This is a genomic window from Glutamicibacter sp. NPDC055354 (genome assembly GCF_053644955.1).
Genome location: NZ_JBSHMB010000001.1, coordinates 377,266 through 396,488, shown reverse-complemented (window position 1 = coordinate 396,488; position 19,223 = coordinate 377,266). Strand labels below are relative to the sequence as shown.

14 protein-coding genes are annotated in these 19,223 nt (G+C 53.5%); 7 read left to right on the top strand and 7 right to left on the bottom strand.

The window, feature by feature from the left end:
- Nucleotides 1–347 precede the first annotated feature (347 nt).
- Nucleotides 348–1,529 carry a signal recognition particle-docking protein FtsY gene (gene ftsY / locus ACWICV_RS01725; protein ID WP_454090843.1) on the bottom strand — a complete coding sequence of 394 codons (1,182 nt, stop codon included), beginning with the start codon at nucleotides 1,527–1,529 and terminating at the stop codon, nucleotides 348–350.
- Between the two features lie 176 nt (nucleotides 1,530–1,705).
- Between ftsY and ACWICV_RS01720 the strand changes: the two genes are divergently transcribed.
- Nucleotides 1,706–2,941 (top strand): MFS transporter, encoded by a 1,236-nt coding sequence (locus tag ACWICV_RS01720; RefSeq protein WP_133833473.1) that lies wholly within the window; start codon nucleotides 1,706–1,708, stop codon nucleotides 2,939–2,941.
- A gap of 285 nt (nucleotides 2,942–3,226) precedes the next feature.
- The gene (locus ACWICV_RS01715; RefSeq protein ID WP_454090844.1) at nucleotides 3,227–5,296 is read left to right on the top strand and encodes a cell wall-binding repeat-containing protein; all 2,070 of its coding nucleotides are present in this window, start codon (nucleotides 3,227–3,229) and stop codon (nucleotides 5,294–5,296) included.
- Between the two features lie 138 nt (nucleotides 5,297–5,434).
- Here the strand turns inward: ACWICV_RS01715 and ACWICV_RS01710 are convergent, their stop codons facing one another.
- The gene (locus ACWICV_RS01710; protein ID WP_454090845.1) at nucleotides 5,435–6,880 is read right to left on the bottom strand and encodes a glycosyltransferase family 2 protein; all 1,446 of its coding nucleotides are present in this window, start codon (nucleotides 6,878–6,880) and stop codon (nucleotides 5,435–5,437) included.
- 78 nt (nucleotides 6,881–6,958) lie between these two features.
- A complete protein-coding gene (gene smc, locus ACWICV_RS01705; RefSeq protein ID WP_454090846.1) occupies nucleotides 6,959–10,531 on the bottom strand; it encodes a chromosome segregation protein SMC in 3,573 nt (1,190 codons plus the stop codon).
- Nucleotides 10,532–10,680: 149 nt separating this feature from the next.
- Between smc and ACWICV_RS01700 the strand changes: the two genes are divergently transcribed.
- From ACWICV_RS01700 to ACWICV_RS01680, 5 genes are all read left to right on the top strand, one after another.
- Nucleotides 10,681–11,508, top strand: coding sequence for a serine hydrolase domain-containing protein (locus ACWICV_RS01700; RefSeq protein ID WP_454090847.1), 828 nt, complete (start codon nucleotides 10,681–10,683; stop codon nucleotides 11,506–11,508).
- Between the two features lie 166 nt (nucleotides 11,509–11,674).
- A complete protein-coding gene (locus tag ACWICV_RS01695) occupies nucleotides 11,675–12,589 on the top strand; it encodes a hypothetical protein (RefSeq protein ID WP_400288835.1) in 915 nt (304 codons plus the stop codon).
- A gap of 279 nt (nucleotides 12,590–12,868) precedes the next feature.
- Nucleotides 12,869–13,714 (top strand): hypothetical protein, encoded by an 846-nt coding sequence (locus ACWICV_RS01690; RefSeq protein WP_400288833.1) that lies wholly within the window; start codon nucleotides 12,869–12,871, stop codon nucleotides 13,712–13,714.
- Nucleotides 13,715–13,838: 124 nt separating this feature from the next.
- Nucleotides 13,839–15,665 (top strand): hypothetical protein, encoded by a 1,827-nt coding sequence (locus tag ACWICV_RS01685; RefSeq protein ID WP_454090848.1) that lies wholly within the window; start codon nucleotides 13,839–13,841, stop codon nucleotides 15,663–15,665.
- A gap of 84 nt (nucleotides 15,666–15,749) precedes the next feature.
- Nucleotides 15,750–16,478 carry a DUF6270 domain-containing protein gene (locus ACWICV_RS01680; protein WP_133833480.1) on the top strand — a complete coding sequence of 243 codons (729 nt, stop codon included), beginning with the start codon at nucleotides 15,750–15,752 and terminating at the stop codon, nucleotides 16,476–16,478.
- 1 nt (nucleotide 16,479) lies between these two features.
- On the opposite strand, the gene mutM is transcribed toward ACWICV_RS01680, so the two are convergent.
- Genes mutM through ACWICV_RS01660 form a run of 4 tightly spaced genes read right to left on the bottom strand, consistent with a single transcriptional unit; the run spans nucleotide 16,480 to nucleotide 18,849 of the window.
- Nucleotides 16,480–17,409, bottom strand: coding sequence for a bifunctional DNA-formamidopyrimidine glycosylase/DNA-(apurinic or apyrimidinic site) lyase (gene mutM / locus ACWICV_RS01675; RefSeq protein WP_454090849.1), 930 nt, complete (start codon nucleotides 17,407–17,409; stop codon nucleotides 16,480–16,482).
- Nucleotides 17,410–17,419: 10 nt separating this feature from the next.
- Nucleotides 17,420–18,118 carry a ribonuclease III gene (gene rnc / locus ACWICV_RS01670; RefSeq protein ID WP_388021798.1) on the bottom strand — a complete coding sequence of 233 codons (699 nt, stop codon included), beginning with the start codon at nucleotides 18,116–18,118 and terminating at the stop codon, nucleotides 17,420–17,422.
- A 3-nt stretch (nucleotides 18,119–18,121) separates the two neighbouring features.
- Entirely contained in the window at nucleotides 18,122–18,325 is a 204-nt protein-coding gene (gene rpmF, locus ACWICV_RS01665) for a 50S ribosomal protein L32 (protein ID WP_013348816.1), read from the bottom strand.
- 2 nt (nucleotides 18,326–18,327) lie between these two features.
- Nucleotides 18,328–18,849 (bottom strand): YceD family protein, encoded by a 522-nt coding sequence (locus tag ACWICV_RS01660; RefSeq protein ID WP_181148963.1) that lies wholly within the window; start codon nucleotides 18,847–18,849, stop codon nucleotides 18,328–18,330.
- Between the last annotated feature and the right edge of the window lie 374 nt (nucleotides 18,850–19,223).

Genomic DNA, 19,223 nt, shown 5'->3' with positions numbered 1-19,223 from the left:
ACACACTTCCCCAGAAAACATCTTTACCCAAGTAGTCTGGACGTTTTCTGTAGCGCTGGCCACTGCTTCCTTGGGCGACCTGCGGCCAGAAGGCGCAGGGAAAGCTCCATTCGCTCGCTGACTAGATCTTCTCCGCGGGGGCTCCAAGGAAAGTTTCGGACCCATAATCGGGTGGTGTGACTGACATCACTGCAAGATTTCCTTGATCCCAACCCCTGTGTGCGCCCCATGGGCCAACAGGAACAAAACCGCTCTGTGCAGGAATTGCAGATGCGCAGTGCCCGCTTAAACAAGATCTCCCCGCCATTTCAAGCGACGGGGAGATCAAGAAAAGATGGAATTATCGATTAGCCTTCGAGCAGTGCGTCCACGAACTCTTCCGGGTTGAAAGGCGCGAGATCATCCGGGCCCTCGCCCAATCCCACCAGCTTCACCGGAACACCGAGCTGACGCTGGATAGCCACGACGATGCCGCCCTTGGCAGTGCCGTCGAGCTTGGTCAGCACGATGCCCGAGACGTTGACAACCTCGGAGAAGACCTTGGCCTGCTGCAGGCCGTTCTGCCCGGTAGTCGCATCGAGGACCAGCAGGACTTCGTCAATGGTGGCCTTCTTCTCGACCACGCGCTTGATCTTGCCCAGCTCGTCCATCAGGCCGACCTTGTTCTGCAGGCGGCCGGCAGTGTCGATCATGACAATGTCGACTTCCTGCTCGATGCCCGCGGAAACGGCTTCAAAGGCAACGGAGGCCGGGTCGGCGCCATCGATCTCGGAACGCACGGTAGGCACGCCCACGCGGTCGCCCCAGGTAGCCAGCTGCTCGGCGGCGGCCGCACGGAAGGTATCGGCAGCGCCCAGCAGGACGTCCTTGTCTTCCGCAACGAGTACTCGCGCCAATTTGCCGATGGTGGTGGTCTTGCCAACACCGTTGACACCGACCACCATGATGATGCTTGGGCGGTCCGGATGCGGTTCAGGCAGGTAGCTGCGGTCCAAGCTAGGATCCACCAGCTTGAGCAGTTCCTCGCGGAGCATTGCCTTGACGCGAGCCGGGTCCTTGCTGCCTTCAATCTTCACTCGTTCACGCAGTGCGTCAACAAGCTCAAGTGCAGGCTCGGTACCCAGGTCTGCCATCAGCAGGTTTTCTTCAATCTCTTCCCAGACATCCTCGTCAATCGAGTCTTGGCTGAGCAGGGCCAACAGGCCCTTGGAGAACATGCTGTTGGATTTGGTCAGTCGCGCACGCAACCGGGCCAGACGGCCCTGCACTGGTTCTGGAACATCGAGCTGTGGCGCAGCAGGTGCGGCAGGCTCTTGGACCGCGACAGGCGCATCGCTTGCACCGGCAGTGTCCGCTGCGGCATCAGTATCGCCCTCAGCACTCTGGCCAGCTGGCAAGTCGTCTGCATCGCGCTCTGACGTATACGGAGTCTTGGGCTTGCGGCCCTTGGTGACGAAGGCAATGACGCCAATGGCCACCACGGCAACAACCGCGACAATGATGATGGTTAATATAAGCGAATCAGACACGCTCTAAATCGTCTCATATCTCCAACGATTTAGGGATCATATGGCAGGCAGCACCAGCATCAGCGCATTTTGCATTCAAGGCTAGACTGGCAGGTGGGTTGCTTAGCCCCGTTCGTCGTTCCAGAAAGGCTGAGGGTTACTGCTCGCTGAGCGGCAGAACCATCTGTTCAATTGATATGGCATTGAAAACCACCCGTGCTGCCAAGGCGCCCATCCCCCAAGAGATCAGCGTATTGCTGGTTGCGGCATTCATCATCGCATTGGGTTTCGGGCTCATCGCCCCCATCTTGCCCCAGTATGCGGTGAGCTTTGATGTCGGCAACGCGGCCGCCACTATTATTGTCAGCATTTTCGCCTTTACCCGATTGATTTTCGCACCGGTAGCAGGTGTCCTGGTAGGCAAGCTCGGCGAGCCCAAGATCTACGTCACCGGTGTTTTGCTGGTTGCGGTATCGACTTTGCTTTGCGCTGTGGTCCAGGACTATACGCAGCTATTGATTGCTCGTGGACTGGGCGGGTTCGGGTCGACCATGTTCACCATTTCAGCCATGGCATTAATTGCGCGCCTGGCTCCGGAGAAATCCCGTGGACGCATCTCGGGCTTGTACGCCGGCTCGTTCCTCTTGGGCAACGTCTTCGGCCCGGTTCTTGGAACCTTGCTTGCCCCGCTTGGCATGCGTATTCCGTTCTTGATTTACGGCACCGCCCTGGTCATTGCCGCAGGCGTGGTCTACATGGCCTTGGGCCGTCGCCGCGATCTGGATGCAGATGCGGCAAACCCGCGATCAAGGCATTCCGATATTGAAGTGGTGACCACCCGCGAGGCGCTCGTCTCCCCCGCCTACCGGGCGGCATTGTTCTCCGGGTTCAGCTACGGCTGGCTGGCGTTCGGCGTGCGCAACAGCATGATCCCGCTTTTCGCCTTGGCCGTGTTCGGCCAAACCATGGGTGCCACGGCCGCCGGAATCTCCATGACGGTGTTTGCCATCGGCAATGGTTGCGCGCTGGTGTTCTCCGGTCGCCTGACAGACAGCATTGGACGCAAGATCCCCGTGGTCCTTGGCATGAGTGTCCTGCTCGTGTCCATTGGCGCGATGGGGTATTCGACCTCCCTGGTTGGCTTCATCGTCTTCTCGGTCCTGGCAGGCATTGGCGGCGGGCTGCTGGGCCCAGCACAGCAAGCGTCCGTGGCTGACGTGATTGGTTCCGGCCGCAACGGCGGCAAGGCACTGGCCGGATTCCAGATGTGCACCGATCTAGGCTCCATCATCGGCCCGCTGCTGGCCGGGGCCATGGCCGACATGATCAGCTTCCAATTAGCCTTCAACATTTCGGCTGTCGTGGGCCTGGTCGGAGTGGTTGCCTGGCTGTTGGTTCCAAAGACCATAAAACCGGTGGAATTGGCCGATTAAGCAATTCCGCAGTTTTAGATTTCCCTTGGCATCGGCGGCGATATTAATTCCCGGAATCTTGCCGGGAAACATCGGGTAGATATACTAGCAAAGGCTTTCGCCATTTCACTTGCACTCGATTATTCAGGGGAATCCATGCCGGCTATCCGGACGCGACGATCCAAAGCTCTATCAATTGCGGTTATAGCCGCACTTTCCATCCCGCTTTCTGCTGGTCCGGGGTTCGCCTCGCCAACAGAAGAGCCCTCCGCTCAAACTGTTCAGTCTCCCTCGCCCACTGCTACCGTGGCTGATGCGCCGGAACCATCGTCTACGCCGTCTCGCGAGGCCGAGGCCACTGGGACCAGCACCAGCGAAGTTGAGTCCGAGGCGCCAGCACCAAGTGCGCCGGCTGCGATTGCCACTCCAGCAGCTGAAGAAATTTCCAAGGCACTGTCCAAAGACGATGATCTTTCCAAGAAAGAACGCGTACAGCTAGCCGACAAGGCGCTGGCCGAAATGGAGCTCGAGCACCTCGATGCCCAGCTGGGCCAGGGTGCCAAGCGAATTGCCGAAACCGGTGACGCGACGATCCCTACCATGGATGAGCTAGCGGATCTCGCGAAGCTGTCTTCAAATGATTCTGCGACTTCAGTTCCGTTCCAGGTGGGCGCGCCGGCTTCCCTTGATGAGTTGCGGACCTGGCGTCCACCGGGCACCCTTGGGATCGATGTTTCCCGCCATCAAGGCGACGTGAACTGGTCCACTGCCAAGGCAAACGGGGCACGTTTCGCCTACATCAAGGCCACCCAGTCGTGGCCTTCTTCCTTGTACAAGGACCCTAAGTTCAGCCAGAACTACACCAAGTCGCGCAATGCCGGCCTGATTCGCGGTGCGTACCATTTCGCCATGCCTGCCCATTCTTCCGGTGCTGTTCAGGCCAGGGAATTCATGGCTAACGGTGGTGGTTGGACCAATGACGGGTACACCATGCCCCCACTGCTGGATATCGAGTGGAACCCGTACAACAAGACCGCTTATCCGCAGGGCAAGGGCGATATGTGCTACGGCATGACGCCTTCCCAATTGGTTACCTGGATCAAGGACTTCGGCAATACTGTCAAGGCCAAGACCGGTCGCCTGCCGATGATCTACACGGCCCAGTCGTGGTGGGATGAGTGCACGGGTGATTCCGTAGCGTTCAAGTCCTGGCCACTGCATGTCTCGATCTTCCCCACCGCTGACGTTGCGAAGAATCCCCGCGAACTTCCTGAAGGCTGGACCACGTTCAATGTCTGGCAGTATTCTTCCAACTCCAATTTGTTGGGGTCAACGAAGAATGTGGATGCCAACGTGTGGAACGGCGATCTGACGTCGCTGCGCGACTTTGCGAAGAACCGCCGCAGCACGCAGTACAAGCTGACAACCAGCTACTTTGGCAATATGGATGTCTGGCCGACCCGCTTGGGCCCATCACGCATGTCTGGCGCCAACCGCTATGGAACGCCTGTTGCGATCTCCAAGCGCACCTTCCCCTACGGGGCCAAGACTGTTGTCGTGGCTTCCGGCGAGCACTTCGCTGACGCACTATCAGTTACCTCGCTGGCCAACCGCCACAATGCCCCGCTGTTGCTGACCAAGCAGGCCTATCTGCCGAGCGCAGTGGCTGCGGAAATCAAGCGGCTCAATCCGTCCCGCATCATCATTGCAGGTGGCCCGACCGCCGTCAGCAGCAAGACGTTCACGCAGCTGAAGAAGTATGCACCGGTATCCCGAGAAGCAGGAAACACGCGCTATGGAACCAGCGCAGAGATTGCTACGAACTGGTCTTCTGCCAAGAACGTGTTTGTGGCATCTGGACGCTCGTTCCCTGATGCCCTGTCCATGGCAGCTGTCGCGGCAGACCGCAAGGCTCCGTTGCTGCTGAGCAGCAAGAAGTACGTGCCAAGCACCATCTTGAAGCAGCTCAAGCGCCTGAATCCCTCCACCGTGTACTTGGCTGGCGGGCCACTGGCAATTTCCAGAAATGCGGAAAACGAGATCCGCAGAGCGCTTCCGAATGCCAGGATCGCTCGCTACGGCGGAGAAACGCGTTATGACACCAGTGCTGTCATCGCCAAGGCCTTCTGGCCAAATGGTGCGCAGCGCCAGTTCATTGCCAACGGCAAGAGCTTCCCCGACGGATTGAGCGGTGCCGTTGCTGCAGGCTACAACGGCGCGCCAATGCTGCTGGCTAAAAAGTCCTGCCTGCCTAAGTCCATAGGCTCAGCGCTGACCGGCATGGAAGGTTGGACTAATGTGCTGATTGGCGGTCCGCTGGTTCTCGACGAGACTGTTGCCTACCGAAATGACGGAACCCTCAATACGTGTTCGTAGGCGTTGCGAGTTAGGGTTCGCCTAGCTGCACAGAGAGGCTCGTAGTTGCTGTTTGGGGCAACTACGAGCCTCTCTGTGTTCTGCAGGAGGGTGCCTGTCCCGGGGAAGGCGGACAGCCCGGCTCCCTATAGCTCCGTGCTACTTAGCTTGGCGAGCATCTATGCTCATATATCCATTGGCCGTTGCGTAGACCAGCAAGCCCGAGAATTCCTGGCTCGCAGCGCTTTTCCCCATCTTGATCCGCTTTGCAGGAACGCCCTGATACTCGATGAAGATGTTGCCCAAGCGAGAAATCGATTCAAGCACGGTGGCACGCGGGAAAGATGCAGTGAGCCGCGATCCGCTTTCGTCAACTGCAAGCTCTCCCCTTGCCACGGTTTCGGTGTCCCGATCCCTTATATGAATGCCGATTGGCGACGGTCCCGAGGCTGGAAAATCGACAACCAAAGAAATGCGTTCAGCAGTATTTTCGACCGAAACAACTGCAGGCGCTTTCTCGGAATCCATTTTATTCTGGGCAAGCTGCTCCAGGTATTCCAAGTCGCCGGCGAGGATGGCGTCGACCAGCTTTGCCTCTTGCGGCTTGAAGAGCGCTGCAGAATTATCCAGTTGGAAGGTTTCCAAGAAACTCTTGTGGCTCGACACCCATGCTGCGCGCTGTTCTGCGGTATAACGCAGGAAACGTTGTCCGTCATAGAAACGCAAACCCTTGCGAACGAACAATCCGGCAATGCGCTTCCTTGCCACTTCCAGATCCGGCCCCGTGTACGTCGCGATAGTCTGCGCGATCTTGGTCAAGGAACCTACATAACCGGCAGGATCGATTTGCTGCGTACTAATATTCTGGCCGTCCGACCTTAGCCGGATCTCGTAGTAGTTGTAGTCGCCCAGGATGCTGATTCGCCGAGCAGCGGAATATGCTTCGACCATGGCGATGCCATCTTCAAGCCTGACTTTTTCTTCGACAAAGCGGATGCCATGCGAATTGAGAAGCCGTCGCCTGATCATCTTTTGCGGCGAAAGGGTCCGCAGAATAAAGTCGTAGTCGACATCGAGAATTGTTTTTTCAAACAGCTTCGCTTGAACTCTCCGGCCGTCCAAACCGACCATTTTCGGCACGAGGACATCCACGTCGTGCTCCAGCGCAAATGAAGTCATGCGCCTTAGCGCTTGAGGCCCGAGCCGGTCATCACTGTCGATGAAGAAAACATATTCTCCACGCGCATTCTCAATGCCTACATTGCGCGGCTTGCCCGGCCAACCACTGTTCTCTTGATGCAGGGCGATGAAGTTCGAATTTCGCTTCGCATAGACATCCAAAATCTCTCCGCCAAAATCCGTCGAGCCATCATCCACGGCAATGACTTCGAATTCTTCTGGCTTCAGGTCCTGGGCTTCCAGAGAATTAAGCAGTTCCGTAAGGAATGGCATGGCGTTGTAAACGGGAATAACCACACTCACCAATGGAGAAGGTCCCTGGAGCGCCGACCCGCTCGGGAGGACATCCTCCTGCCTTGATTCCCGATGCACAGGACTCTTCGTAACAGCAGGGTTATCATTGATACGTTTACGGAAAAATGCCATGTCATCCTCAGTAGAGACAGTGAATTACAGAGCAAGCAAGCAAGCTCGCTCCTGCAATTCCCTACTTTACCGCAATAGCTACGTCGTCACAGCTCGTTTCATTTTCTGGCTAATCACCGTAGAAACCCCGTCGCCGCGCATAGTGACGCCGTACAGGGCATCAGCTACTTCCATGGTCTTCTTCTGGTGGGTAATCACAATCAGCTGCGAGGACTCGCGCAACTCTTCGAAGATCGTGATCAGGCGCCCCAAATTCATATCGTCCAAGGCCGCCTCCACCTCGTCCATCACGTAGAACGGCGATGGGCGAGCCTTGAAAATGGCGACCAGCAACGCGACAGCAGTCAGCGAACGCTCGCCACCGGAGAGCAGCGAGAGCCGCTTGATCTTCTTGCCGGCCGGACGCGCTTCCACCTCGATGCCTGTGGTGAGCATATTCTCGGGATCGGTGAGCACCAGCTGGCCCTCGCCGCCTGGGAAGAGGCGATCGAAGATCCGCCTGAACTGCACGGCGGTGTCGTTGTAGGCCTCGGTGAACACCCGCTCGACGTGGGAATCAACGTCGGCAATGATCTGCTGCAAATCCCCTCGGGACTTTTTCAAATCCTCGAGCTGGCCGGAAAGGAACTTATGGCGTTCCTCCAAGGCAGCGAACTCTTCAAGTGCCAACGGATTGACCTTGCCCAAGGCCGCCAGGTCGCGTTCTGCCTTCTTCAGCCGCTTTTCCTGCTCGACGCGATCATATGCCCGGGTGCCGACAGGATTGCCTTCTTCATCAACGTTTTGCCGCAGCGCGCCCCACTTGTCATCTTCGTCGAGGGCCTCCGGAATCAGCTGGTCTGGACCGTAATTGGCGATGAGGTGATCAGGGGTGTATCCCAGTTCTTCCAGGGCCTTGGTCTCAAGATTTTCAATGCGCATCCGCAGTTCCGCACGGGCCATCTCGTCACGATGCACAGCATCAGCAAGACGGGCCAGCTCGGCGGAGAGCTGCTCCGCTTCCTTGCGTTGGCTGACAAGCATGGATTCCAGTTCGGATTTCTTTCCGGCCAGCTCTTCGCGTTCTTGGCCAGCCATCGATACGGATACTTCAATGAAACGCAGGACGCGCTCAGCAGCTTGCTCAATACGGATCGCATTGGCCGCTTGCGCCTTACGCTGCTCAGCGCGACGAGCTGCAACTTCACGGTGATTGCGCTCAGCTGCCGCAGTGCGGCGCAGTCCCTCAACGCGTGAACGCAACGCAGAAACGCGCTCTTCACTACTGCGCAAGGCAAGCCGGGCTTCTAGCTCCTGCTGTCGTGCCGCGGCTGCAGCATCTGCAAGAGCTGCTCGTGCCGCGTCATCAACGGTTTCTTCATCTTGATCCGTTGAAGCTAGCTCCATGCGCTCGGTAATCTCTTCAAAAGATTCCTGCTCGATTTCCAGCTTCTCCAGCGTTGCTTCGAGCTTTTCTTCCAGCTTGGTTTTGTCCGATCGCGCGCTGCGAAGTTTCTGTCCAAGACGTGCCAGATACGAGGATAATTCATCAATGGCGGCATCAGATTCAGCCAGCGCCGACAGGGCTTCATCTCGCTGTTGCTGAGCGATGGAAAGCTCCGGTCCCCGCTGAGCCAATCTGTGCTCGACTGTGGAAAGTTCTTCCTGGCACTGGGAAAGTTCAGTTTCCGTCTGCTCCACTAAGGCCTGCTGCGCGATCAGGGAAGCGCCTGCTGAGTCCCCCACGGAACTGCGAACTGCCGAAACAGTGATGCCATCCAAGGTGGTGAGCAGCGCAGATGGGTTCTGCACCAAGGCCGCAGGAGCTTGGCTCATTTCCTCAATGATGTAATGGCCAACAAGAAGCTGATCAAGCAAGCTGTCCAGCGGGCCATCGGCAGCTACAACTTCACGAGCGCTGACGGCATTAGGCATCGCAGGAGCCTTTGCACCACTTGGAAGAACTTCGGCGTGCAGGAATACTTGGCTGGCCTGCTGCTGTTGGAGGTCTTCGATGAGATCCAACGCATCACCAAGGTTCTTGGCTACCAAAGCTTCGGCACTGTCACGCAAAATCGCGGCGATGGCCTGTTCATATCCCGGATTAACCGTAATCAGCTCCCCCAAACGACCGAGGAGCAGTCCGGAAGTTGATCCAAGAAGCTGTGACGACTGATCATCTGGTTTGGAATTCAGCTTCAGGGCTTCAAGGCGGGCACGCAATCCGGAAACACGCACCGATAGCTCGCGTTCACGCTGACTATCGGCATCGTGCTCTTCCGACAATGCTGCGTGTTCGCGATCTGCGCTCTCAAAATCGATATTCAGCTGGGCTTCGCCAGCCCATTGTTTTTCAAGATCACTGGCAACTTCTGCGTGAGAGCGCATATCCAGTTCAAGGTCCGAGTCGAAGGACTGGACGCTTTCCTGGAGTCGGGATATTTCGGCCCTGGTCACATCGACACGACTGCGTGCGGAAGCCACCTGCGAGGCGAGCCGTGACATGCCTTCTCGACGGTCCGCCGCGGCGCGGAGCATGGCAGCCATCCGCTGCTGTTCGGCGCGTGATGCTTCCTCGGCCTGCTCTTTAGCCTCTACAGCTTCAGCAAGAATCTCGTGGCGGTCTTCAAGAGCTTCTTCAAGTTCCTCAAGTTCTTCGCTCATTCGCTCAGCTTGAGCTTCCAAACGCTCAGGATCACGGCTGGAATCGAAATGGGTTTCATTGCTTTCCAGCAATTTCCCGCGTTCACGAGCCAACGCGGCCAGCGATCGATAACGCTCTGCCTGCGTGCTCAACGAAACCCACGTTTCCTGGATCTGAACCAGTCGCGGGGTAATGGTTTCCATCTGGGCAGTCAGTTCAGCGATGTGCTTCTTGATGCGTTCCAGGCGTGCCGCAGCGTCTTCTTGCTGAGCTTGGATTTTGGATTCGTCATCAATATCCTGGGCCAGCTTGTTGTTCAGTGTGACCAAATCATCTGCCAGCAGACGGGACTTTGCATCCCTGACATCAAGCTGCACCGTCTGCGCACGGCGAGCGATTTTCGCTTGCCGTCCCAACGGAGCCAATTGGCGGCGAACCTCGGCGCTCAAATCCTCAAGACGATCCAGATTTCCCTGCATCGCTTGCAGCTTGCGCAGGGTTTTCTCCTTGCGCCGTCGGTGCTTGAGCACGCCGGCCGCTTCCTCGATGAAACCACGACGATCTTCAGCGGTGGCGTGCAAGATGCGGTCCAGCTGTCCCTGACCGACAATCACATGCATTTCTCGACCCAGACCGGAATCCGAAAGCAGCTCTTGAATGTCCAGAAGACGGCAAGAACTTCCATTAATGGCGTATTCGGATCCACCAGTACGGAACAGCGTGCGGGAGATAGTGACTTCTGCATAGTCGATAGGCAGCTGGCCATCAGAGTTATCGATTGTCAGGGACACATGGGCACGGCCCAGTGGTGGGCGGCCAGAAGTGCCAGCAAAGATCACGTCTTCCATCTTGCCGCCGCGAAGCGTCTTGGCACCCTGTTCACCCATGACCCAGGACAGCGCGTCAACCACATTGGACTTGCCGGAACCGTTAGGTCCTACAACAGCCGTGACGCCCGGTTCAAACTCAAAAGTGGTCGCCGATGCGAAAGACTTGAATCCGCGAACGGTGAGAGTCTTGAGATGCACGGCGTGAAGTTCCTATGTTTGGGCGAAATCGCTAAAGTTAGGTTGGGCAATCAAACCCAATCCTTGTCGCAATTCTAGCGAAGCGCACTGGGGATTATCTGGTTGTGCTCGCAAAATCCGAGGAAGAAAATCGAGGGATAGATCATTCTATGAGCATTCTGACGCAGATTGACCAGTGGCCAAGTGACAACTCGGTATCCGTGGTGGTGAACGGCAATGGTGCAATCGTTGACCAGCACGGTGATACTGCCCGTGTTTACCCCTTGGCTTCGGTGACTAAGTTGCTCAGTGCCTACACGTTCTTGGTTGCTCTGGAAGAAGAAGCCATCACCCTCGAAGACCCTGCAGGGCCAGAGGGTTCAACCGTGCACCACCTATTGGCGCACACAGCCGGGTATGACTTTGATTCCGGAACCATCCGCTTTGCCGTAGGGACTAAACGCGGATACTCGAATTACGGCTTTGAAAAGCTCGCAGAGCATCTGGAACAACAGACCGGAATCAGCATGGCCCAGTATGCCCAGGAAGCGGTCTTCGCTCCTCTGGGGATGGCTGATACAGAAATTGCCGGCAGCTGCGCAAAGGATGGCCGATCCACCGCTGCCGACCTGGCAAAATTCGCTGCCGAACTTTTGAACCCAACTATCGTGGCGCAAGAAACATTGAGCGAGGCAACGCGTGTGCATTTCGAGAACCTCGCTGGAATTCTGCCCGGCTATGGCCGGCAGAACCCGAATGACTGGGGACTCGGGTTTGAGATCCGATCGTCCAAAGCGCCGCACTGGACAGGTGCAAACCATCCCGCGTCCACCTATGGACACTTTGGGCAGTCTGGTACGTTCCTCTGGGTGGACCCTAAACATCGTCTGGCCTGTGTGACGCTCACCGATAAAAGCTTTGGCCAGTGGGCTGTTGACGCTTGGGCCCCGTTCAATGACCAAGTTCTAGTCGCCACGAAAATTACTCGGAATAACTAGTTATTCCGAGTCAGTCTGCCTACGATCCTTTAGTTTGATCTTCGATCAAAACAGCTAGACTGATCAACAGATATAGAAACAGTGTGAATCACAGCTATTCTAAGCATAATCACTATTACAGCTCACTCCTTTCAACACCTATCATCCAGAACTAACGAGGATTTCAATGACTGATAAAAACTACAGGCAGTGGCAAGTTCTGCACTACGTATGGGACAACTTGTCAGATTTTAAAAATCGCTGGATTATGCTACCGGGGATCCATACCATTCAATTTGGTAAAGATGAATCCCCAATTGACATTTATGTAAATGAATATATTAATGCGTCAGATTTTAAAGCACAACCAGTGTTCTTCACAGGTGCCATCTCTTCTCGAGGAGATAAGAAAGGGCCATTCTTTTCCGGACTGGGACTGACGAACAATAAAAAACTTCCACTAATCGCCGTCGCGGACCCAAGCCTCGATGATGACGCTTCCTTAAGCCTAGCCTGGTACACAGGTGGTCCAACCGACAACTTCACAGCTAATCTACTCGCGACTTTAACTGTCCTTCAGGAGAGCCTTAAACGCGAGTTGATTTTCATAGGTGGATCAGGAGGTGGATTTGCTGCGCTAAATATCGCTTCAAGGTTCAAAGGAGACTCGACCGCGCTGGTTTGGAATCCACAAACGGATATATATGAATACGCAGAACGCTTCGTAAAAGCATACTTGAGAAGTCGGTTTAATTTCGCCTTTGCGACTTTAGGCTCACCCGATTGGAAACAATTTTGTAAGAGCAGAACCGATTCCAAAGTACACACCCACGTTTTGCGAAGCCAGACTCTTACCGCGCCCCGACGTGTTATTTACCTTCAGAACAGTGCTGATTGGCATCGGAGCAAACACCTCAAGCCCCTCTGGTCAATGACGACGCAAAAAGAACTACAAGAAGGGGTCAATTCGCTGGACGATAATCACATCGTCTTCGTCAGGGAATTCGCCGAAGGGCACGCACCACCACCGTCCACCCTAATCGGTAGCCTCTTGGAACAATTAATGGACCTCTCGATGAATGCCAAAGATTTAAAATTCTAAGAAGCAAACTCAAATTGAATTCATCAAAAAACGGAAGCCAGTGAGACTGACAATGCTTCCCGCTAAGCAGCTCGCACTGTCCGACCTAGGTTCATCCCTCGAAAATTGCCCATGTTTTCGATATGAAGAAGAGCGGGACACTCCTACCCTAAAGCCGGAGTCACGAAATAAAATGCGCGCTCCTTGTTTACCCGCAATGGGTCAAATGAGATTTCGTTGTGATAACACGAAGCCATCGACCGTCAAAATAACTATCCAGCCCCAGATAAGGTCCTAGATATGCTGAATCGTACCAGGAACATTAAGAAGCACTCTTCCCGCGGTAGACGCATATTTGACGACTTTGATAGCGCACTTCGTGCAGGTCTTTCTGAAGGGCTTACCATTATCAAATCCAACGGACGATATTTCGATTTCTACTTCGAAGACCGAAATTCTCCGGTGACCCTTGTCACATTCCATGCGGCAACTGGACCCAAAACCGTTGAGTATCCTATTTTTACCGGATCGGGTTTCGCTGAGAAGCTCGGTGTCAACTTACTCGCCTTCGCCGACTCCGCTTGTGGCGGAGCAGAAAAACTACTCACTTTTTGGCACCAAAGCACCAAACGAGTTCCGTCTGGTAAGTTCATCCCGTCAATCATCGCCCTGACACAGCGTCCCGGGCAAGAAAAACATCTTATTTTTTTTGGTTCCTCCGCTGGCGGATATGCGGCTCTTCATTACAGTACCTACTTTCCAAAGTCAGTTGCATTAGTGATGAATCCTCGCATTGAACTTCTTGGAAAACCTGATCGCTTTGACGACTACTCCCGAAAAGCGTATCCGGGATGGAACCCACAAATGATTGCCGCAAAAATTCCAACAAGCATGTCAAAGTGGTACGCCAAAGGAAGAGAAAATACCGTGGCATACATACAAAATACTGGTGACAGACTGTATTACGAGAATCATTTCTCGCGCTTCGAGGCTGCTACGCGTGAGCAATCAAATATTCATTTTAAGATCCAGAATTGGGGAAAGGGGCACATAGTCCCTCCTGCGAACGAATACATGGAACCTCTTAAGTCACTCGTTAACCATGCTCCGAATTGGAACGCAGGGCTATCAAATTTTGCCAGTTGAGGCACCCGTACTTCCAATTCTAGTCACCGTTCATTCGTGATTATCATCTTGGGTTCAGGTTGCTCGTAGTCACGGGGACTGCCCACCGAGACTTGAACAAACATCACATAGTAAGGTTAGACGTATGGCTTCTACTAAGACCTATGCTCCGGTGATTACGGGGTTACCGCATACCTCAATCAGTTCGGCGCCAATAAACACAGTTGTGAAACGGAATGAAGATCCCGTTATTCGTGGTTCACGACGATTCTGGCTCGATGGAAGCGTAATTCTAAACGGAACATGCATTAAGCGAACTGCGGATCTCGATTCGTCACTACCACAAGCCGCGGAACGGTGGAGTATTGAAGAACTTGCTGATTGGTGGTCGAAAGGTGCACGAAACCCTGGTGCACTATTCATTGAAGATTCAGTAGATTCATGGAGCGCTTGTCTGCCTGACCCACTGGGCGGTGCACTTGCGTTCTCTCTCAATAAGCAGGGCAAAGCATTCGTTTCTACCAGCATCGTAGAACTTGTACATGCAGCCGAGACACATGGAATCATCTTGGAAAAGGATCCATTGTTTCAGGTAGAGCGTCTCATGCTTGGCAACGGAGGGCTCACACCTGCAAGTTACAAGGGTGTACATTCACTTGAGCCTTTTCAGTATTTCGTATTGTACGGAAATCAAATCTTTACAAAGAATTACAAGATTCGCGAGAGCCTTGACTCTGCATCGCTCTATGATTTGTTTACAATTCTCCGATCTGACGTCCAAGGCGCTGTCCAAGCAATAGCAGAGACGAATTCTCAGCAAATCACCGCACACTTGACAGGCGGTTTTGACTCACGCCTAGTTCTCTCCGCAGTATTGAACCTAGAACTGCGAGATCGAGTCAATATATTCTGTTCCGGCCCTGAAGGTTCCACCGATCGAATAATCGCCGATGGCCTGACGAGACAATACGGCCTACAACGAGTAGACGGGGCAGGGCTCACGACTGCACCAACGACGAACATGTCAGAACGACTAATGGGCGCACTCTTTGCGAGTGGTGGAATAACTAATACGGGCCCGTTCGGTCGAGAAATCTCTGTACCAGTTAGCGCAATGGGCGGCGGCTACGGAGAAGTGCTTCGAACATTCTTTGGAAACAGAAAGATTACCGACTCACTTGGTCGACTTGATAGCAGCCTCCTTATATCAAGCTATCTGCCCACAGCAAACACCAAGAGCACCTATTTTTCGCCAGAAGCAATCGCGAACGTTTCATCATTACTAACAAAAAAATTCGATCACTTGTCCCATCTTTATCAGGATGCCAGTTTCATAGGCGATGCGTTTTATACGCATAATCGGAATCGCTACCATATCGGTCAGACGTCTTTATTATGGAGTCGTGTTGGCTCTAGGTTTGACCCGTTGTATTCTGTTGCTGGTTTCGAATTAGCCAGAAGATCTACGCAACATGTCAGATCGGCAAATCTCATTGGCCATGATTTACTAGACTCGCTGAAACCTGATCTATTATCATGGCCCTTCGATTACGACAGGTTCAGCCAAGACCTATTGCAACTAAGAAATCGACGAGAATTACGTTCATGGCCAAAGAATAACGAGAAAATTAATTTTGTAAAAGGGCTCACACCTGAATGTGAAGCTGATAGCACTTTCCTATCCGTTCTTCGACGCCTAAATGCCACCGAACCCAAACTTACTGCCGCGCAACGCAAAGCTAAGGTGGAGGAAGCCAACGGATTGGGAGTTAATTTTTGGCAGGTAGTTTACAAGGAGACTGGACAAGAACTGTTATCTAGCGCTCTCGAACAAACGAATGGTACTGCTTTACAGGGAACTGTCGATATCGAATACATTCGTAAATTATCAACTGCAAGTTCACTAAACAAGAAGCAACTTCGTGATCTTTACAGTTTGGGTGGGATCATGTCTTGGCTCAGTTTCGGGTAATTAAGAATAGTCTTACTAGGTTAAGATCTTCAGTATCCGATAATCTTTTCTCTCATAACTACTAATATTTATTTCGCAGGAACAATGGTAAATTTCTTCATATACGGTGGCTGCGTTTCTAGGGATGCCTATGAACTGGTCAAGGATGAACATTATTTAACGGGTTACATCGCTCGCCAGTCGCTTATTAGCGCCAACTCGCTACCCGAGACACGAATTAACACAGCAAATTCATCGACAAACTTTAATTCCCGGATGGTAGTCGGAGACATTAAGTCCTCGCTCTTCTCTACTTTGCGTGAAAAATCGAATGAAGTCGAAGTATTCCTATTTGACATCTTAAGTGAACGACTAGGAGTTTATCGACTCCAGGGCGGGCGATACATCACGAACTCCGCGGAACTATCCAAATCAAGTCTTTTAGATGATTTTCCGTATGCCAAGGCTAAGATTCATTTTGGCACCAGCCAACACTTTGAGCTTTGGAAACAAGGAGTACTTACCCTCAAAGATATTCTCGTAGAATGTGGTCTATTCAGCAATAGCATATACATTGAGACCATTTGGACTGATCATTCTTGTCAAGGCAGTAACGTTCCTAAATTCAGAAACTGGTCCGCTCATTACGCGAATAAGTTATACGAACCATATTTTTCGTACCTTCGAGAATTGGGTTTTAGATCAATAAAACCATCTCTGGATATCAGCCTATCCGATGAAAATCATAAATGGGGTAGTTCACCGTATCATTATCAGCCGGAGTACTATCAGGAAATCCTTGTGCAAGTATTCGACCAAATTTCAGAAAAGTAGCTTATCTCGGTGCACGGCGTGGTCGCGGCTGGCACACTGGGCAGCTATAGGAAGAACGGCCCATGAAGGGATCACGACGAATCAGAGACTCACGGCCGTTTTCTCTGCAACGCAAACAGGCTTTGCCTTCGCGCCCGTAGGCGTTCAAGGACCTGGAGAAATAACCGCTAGCGCCGTTAACATTCACGTATAGAGAATCAAAGCTCGTACCACCAGCGGCGAGGGCGCGTGTCATCACATCAACCAAAGCATCATTGAGGCGTTGCACTTCGGGACGCCTGATAGTGCCAGTATTGCGCAAACCTGAAAGGCCTGCTTGCCAAAGTGCTTCATCCGCATAGATGTTGCCGACTCCGGAAATGATCCCCTGGTCCAGAATGGCTCTCTTGAGTTCTGTCGTCTTTTTGCGAAGCGCGACGTACAGGTCTTCGGTCTTGCGGTGAGGATCCATCACGTCTCGGGCAATGTGAGCAGCCGCCTGTGGGATCGATGCTTTTAGCGACCCGGCTCCGGCAGGCAACCCATCGGTTGTTGCAACCAGTGGGGAGATAAACATTCCCCCAAAGATTCGCTGGTCTACGAAACGCAGTTCGCTGGGGAAATCAAATCTCTCGCTGAGTGAGAGCCTGACTTTTAGATGTTTCTCATCGTGAGCATCAGGTTCTTCGACAAGAAGTTGGCCGCTCATGCCGAGGTGGGCAACCAATGCTGCCGGAGTTGAGAGGCCTTCGAGGTCCATCCAGAGGAACTTGCCCCGGCGAACCACGGAAGCGATAGAGCAACCGCTCAATGTCTGTTCAAAATCTTCAACGCCGTCGGTATGACGGCGGACGGACCGCGGGTCCAGCACTTGAGCGGTTAGTACCGTTCGAGTGCGAACCCACTTATCCAGTCCTTCTCGGACCACTTCAACTTCTGGCAGTTCTGGCATGAACTAAACGCTATCCCTTAGGTAGCTGCTCACCTGGATGCAGCAACAGCCAAGTCTTGTGTGCCGCTTCCTGCTCAGCTTCCTTCTTGGATGGCCCATGCCCCTGGCCGTATCCCTCGTTTCCGATGCGGAGTTCGGCAAGGTAAGTGCGTGCGTGGTCAGGACCGGAACCACTGACCTGGTAGTGCATCTCGCCTAGCTTTTGGGAGGCTACTTCTTCCTGGATTACAGTTTTCCAGTCAGTCGTCGCGCCCAGCAGCCGATGATCTTCCAGCAGTGGAGTGACGAAGCGAAGCACAAACGAGCGCGCAGCTTCCATGCCTTGAACCAAGTAGGTGGCCCCAAGAATTGCTTCCATGGTGTCTGCCAGAATGGAGGATTTATTGGCTCCGTTGGACTGGGCTTCCCCACGTCCTAGGAGCAGGTGCTCCCCCACTTCCAAATCACGGGCAATGATCGCCAAGGCGCGGGTACTGACAATAGCCGCTCGCCGCTTCGCGAGATCGCCTTCTGGCAAATTCGGGAAAGTTGCGTATAGGTATTCTGCAACGCAGAAGCCAAGAATTGAATCACCTAAGAATTCAAGGCGTTCATTCGTTGGAATGCCACCGTTCTCATAGGAATATGAGCGGTGGGTAAATGCAAGACGAAACGTCTCGGAATCAATATTGATTCCGAGACGCTTCATAAGTTCTTCTTTTGAAGACATGTCTTAGACGTCTGCGACCTTGCGACCCTTGTACTCAAGGAACAATTCGGTACCAGCCGAGTCGGTGACAACCTTAGCCTGGTGAGGCAGGCTGTAGGTTACGCGACCGTTTTCAACGGTCTTCACCAGGTTCGGTGCGGTAGCCTTCCACTGAGAACGGCGGGCACGAGTATTCGCACGGGACATCTTCCGCTTTGGAACAGCCACGACTACTTCTCTTCTCTCTTGTCTGACGTTTTATCATTTGTCGCATCCTCTGCGACAATGTCGGACAGCTGCGCTAGCGCTGCCCAACGTGGATCCAGGATCTCATGATCATGCTGAGGGTCATCGTTGAGACTGATTCCGCATTCACTGCAGAGCCCCAAGCAATCTTCCCGGCAAACCGGCTGGAACGGCAGGGCGGTAACCACTGCGCTCCGTACTACCGGATCGATGTCAATCAAGTCACCGACCACCCAATACTGATCCACATCATCATCGTCTTCGAATTCTTCGCTCTCTTCATAATAGAAGAGCTCTTGAATATCAGCCTCGAAGTCGTACTCGATGGGCTCCAAGCATCGTCCACATTCCCCAGCGATTTGCGCTGTAGCGGTACCCGATACCAGAATTCCTTCATGCACGGCTTCAAAGCGAAGATCTAAGTCAAGCTCAGATCCTCCACGAATACCGATGAGTGCATTTCCCACATCTGCGGGTGCCGAAACCTGCTCATTGAGAGTTTTCATTGAGCCAGGCGAACGGCCGAGCTCCCTGGTTGAAAAAACCAGAGGCGAGTTGCGATCGAGTTCGCCGTGTGACGATCGATCAGAACGCTTTTCGCTAATGATGACTCCTATAGAAACATAGTCCGACATTTCATCTTAGCTTGCCGTAGGCCAAGTTCCCAAACTGAAACCAGTTTTCAGAGCTCGATGCCGGTGTTGCACTCACCACAGCATATCGTAGACGACCTGCCAATCCCTACTTGCACGCGTTGCTAATCCAACATTCCCGACCTTGCAATCCGCGCCGCGGACTTCGAAGAAGAATCGGAATAACGCCAGGGACGAGCGCGACGCAAAACGGCTTATAGCAAACATCCCGAAGAAAGCTTGCCCAG

Excerpts from the sequence above, each read along its gene's own strand:
- ACWICV_RS01720 (WP_133833473.1), top strand. The coding sequence starts at position 1,706 with ATGGCATTGAAAACCACCCGTGCTGCCAAGGCGCCCATCCCCCAAGAG.
- ACWICV_RS01710 (WP_454090845.1), bottom strand. The coding sequence starts at position 6,880 with ATGGCATTTTTCCGTAAACGTATCAATGATAACCCTGCTGTTACGAAG.
- ACWICV_RS01700 (WP_454090847.1), top strand. The coding sequence starts at position 10,681 with ATGAGCATTCTGACGCAGATTGACCAGTGGCCAAGTGACAACTCGGTA.
- ACWICV_RS01695 (WP_400288835.1), top strand. The coding sequence starts at position 11,675 with ATGACTGATAAAAACTACAGGCAGTGGCAAGTTCTGCACTACGTATGG.
- ACWICV_RS01690 (WP_400288833.1), top strand. The coding sequence starts at position 12,869 with ATGCTGAATCGTACCAGGAACATTAAGAAGCACTCTTCCCGCGGTAGA.
- ACWICV_RS01685 (WP_454090848.1), top strand. The coding sequence starts at position 13,839 with ATGGCTTCTACTAAGACCTATGCTCCGGTGATTACGGGGTTACCGCAT.
- ACWICV_RS01680 (WP_133833480.1), top strand. The coding sequence starts at position 15,750 with ATGGTAAATTTCTTCATATACGGTGGCTGCGTTTCTAGGGATGCCTAT.
- mutM (WP_454090849.1), bottom strand. The coding sequence starts at position 17,409 with ATGCCAGAACTGCCAGAAGTTGAAGTGGTCCGAGAAGGACTGGATAAG.
- rnc (WP_388021798.1), bottom strand. The coding sequence starts at position 18,118 with ATGTCTTCAAAAGAAGAACTTATGAAGCGTCTCGGAATCAATATTGAT.
- ACWICV_RS01660 (WP_181148963.1), bottom strand. The coding sequence starts at position 18,849 with ATGAAAACTCTCAATGAGCAGGTTTCGGCACCCGCAGATGTGGGAAAT.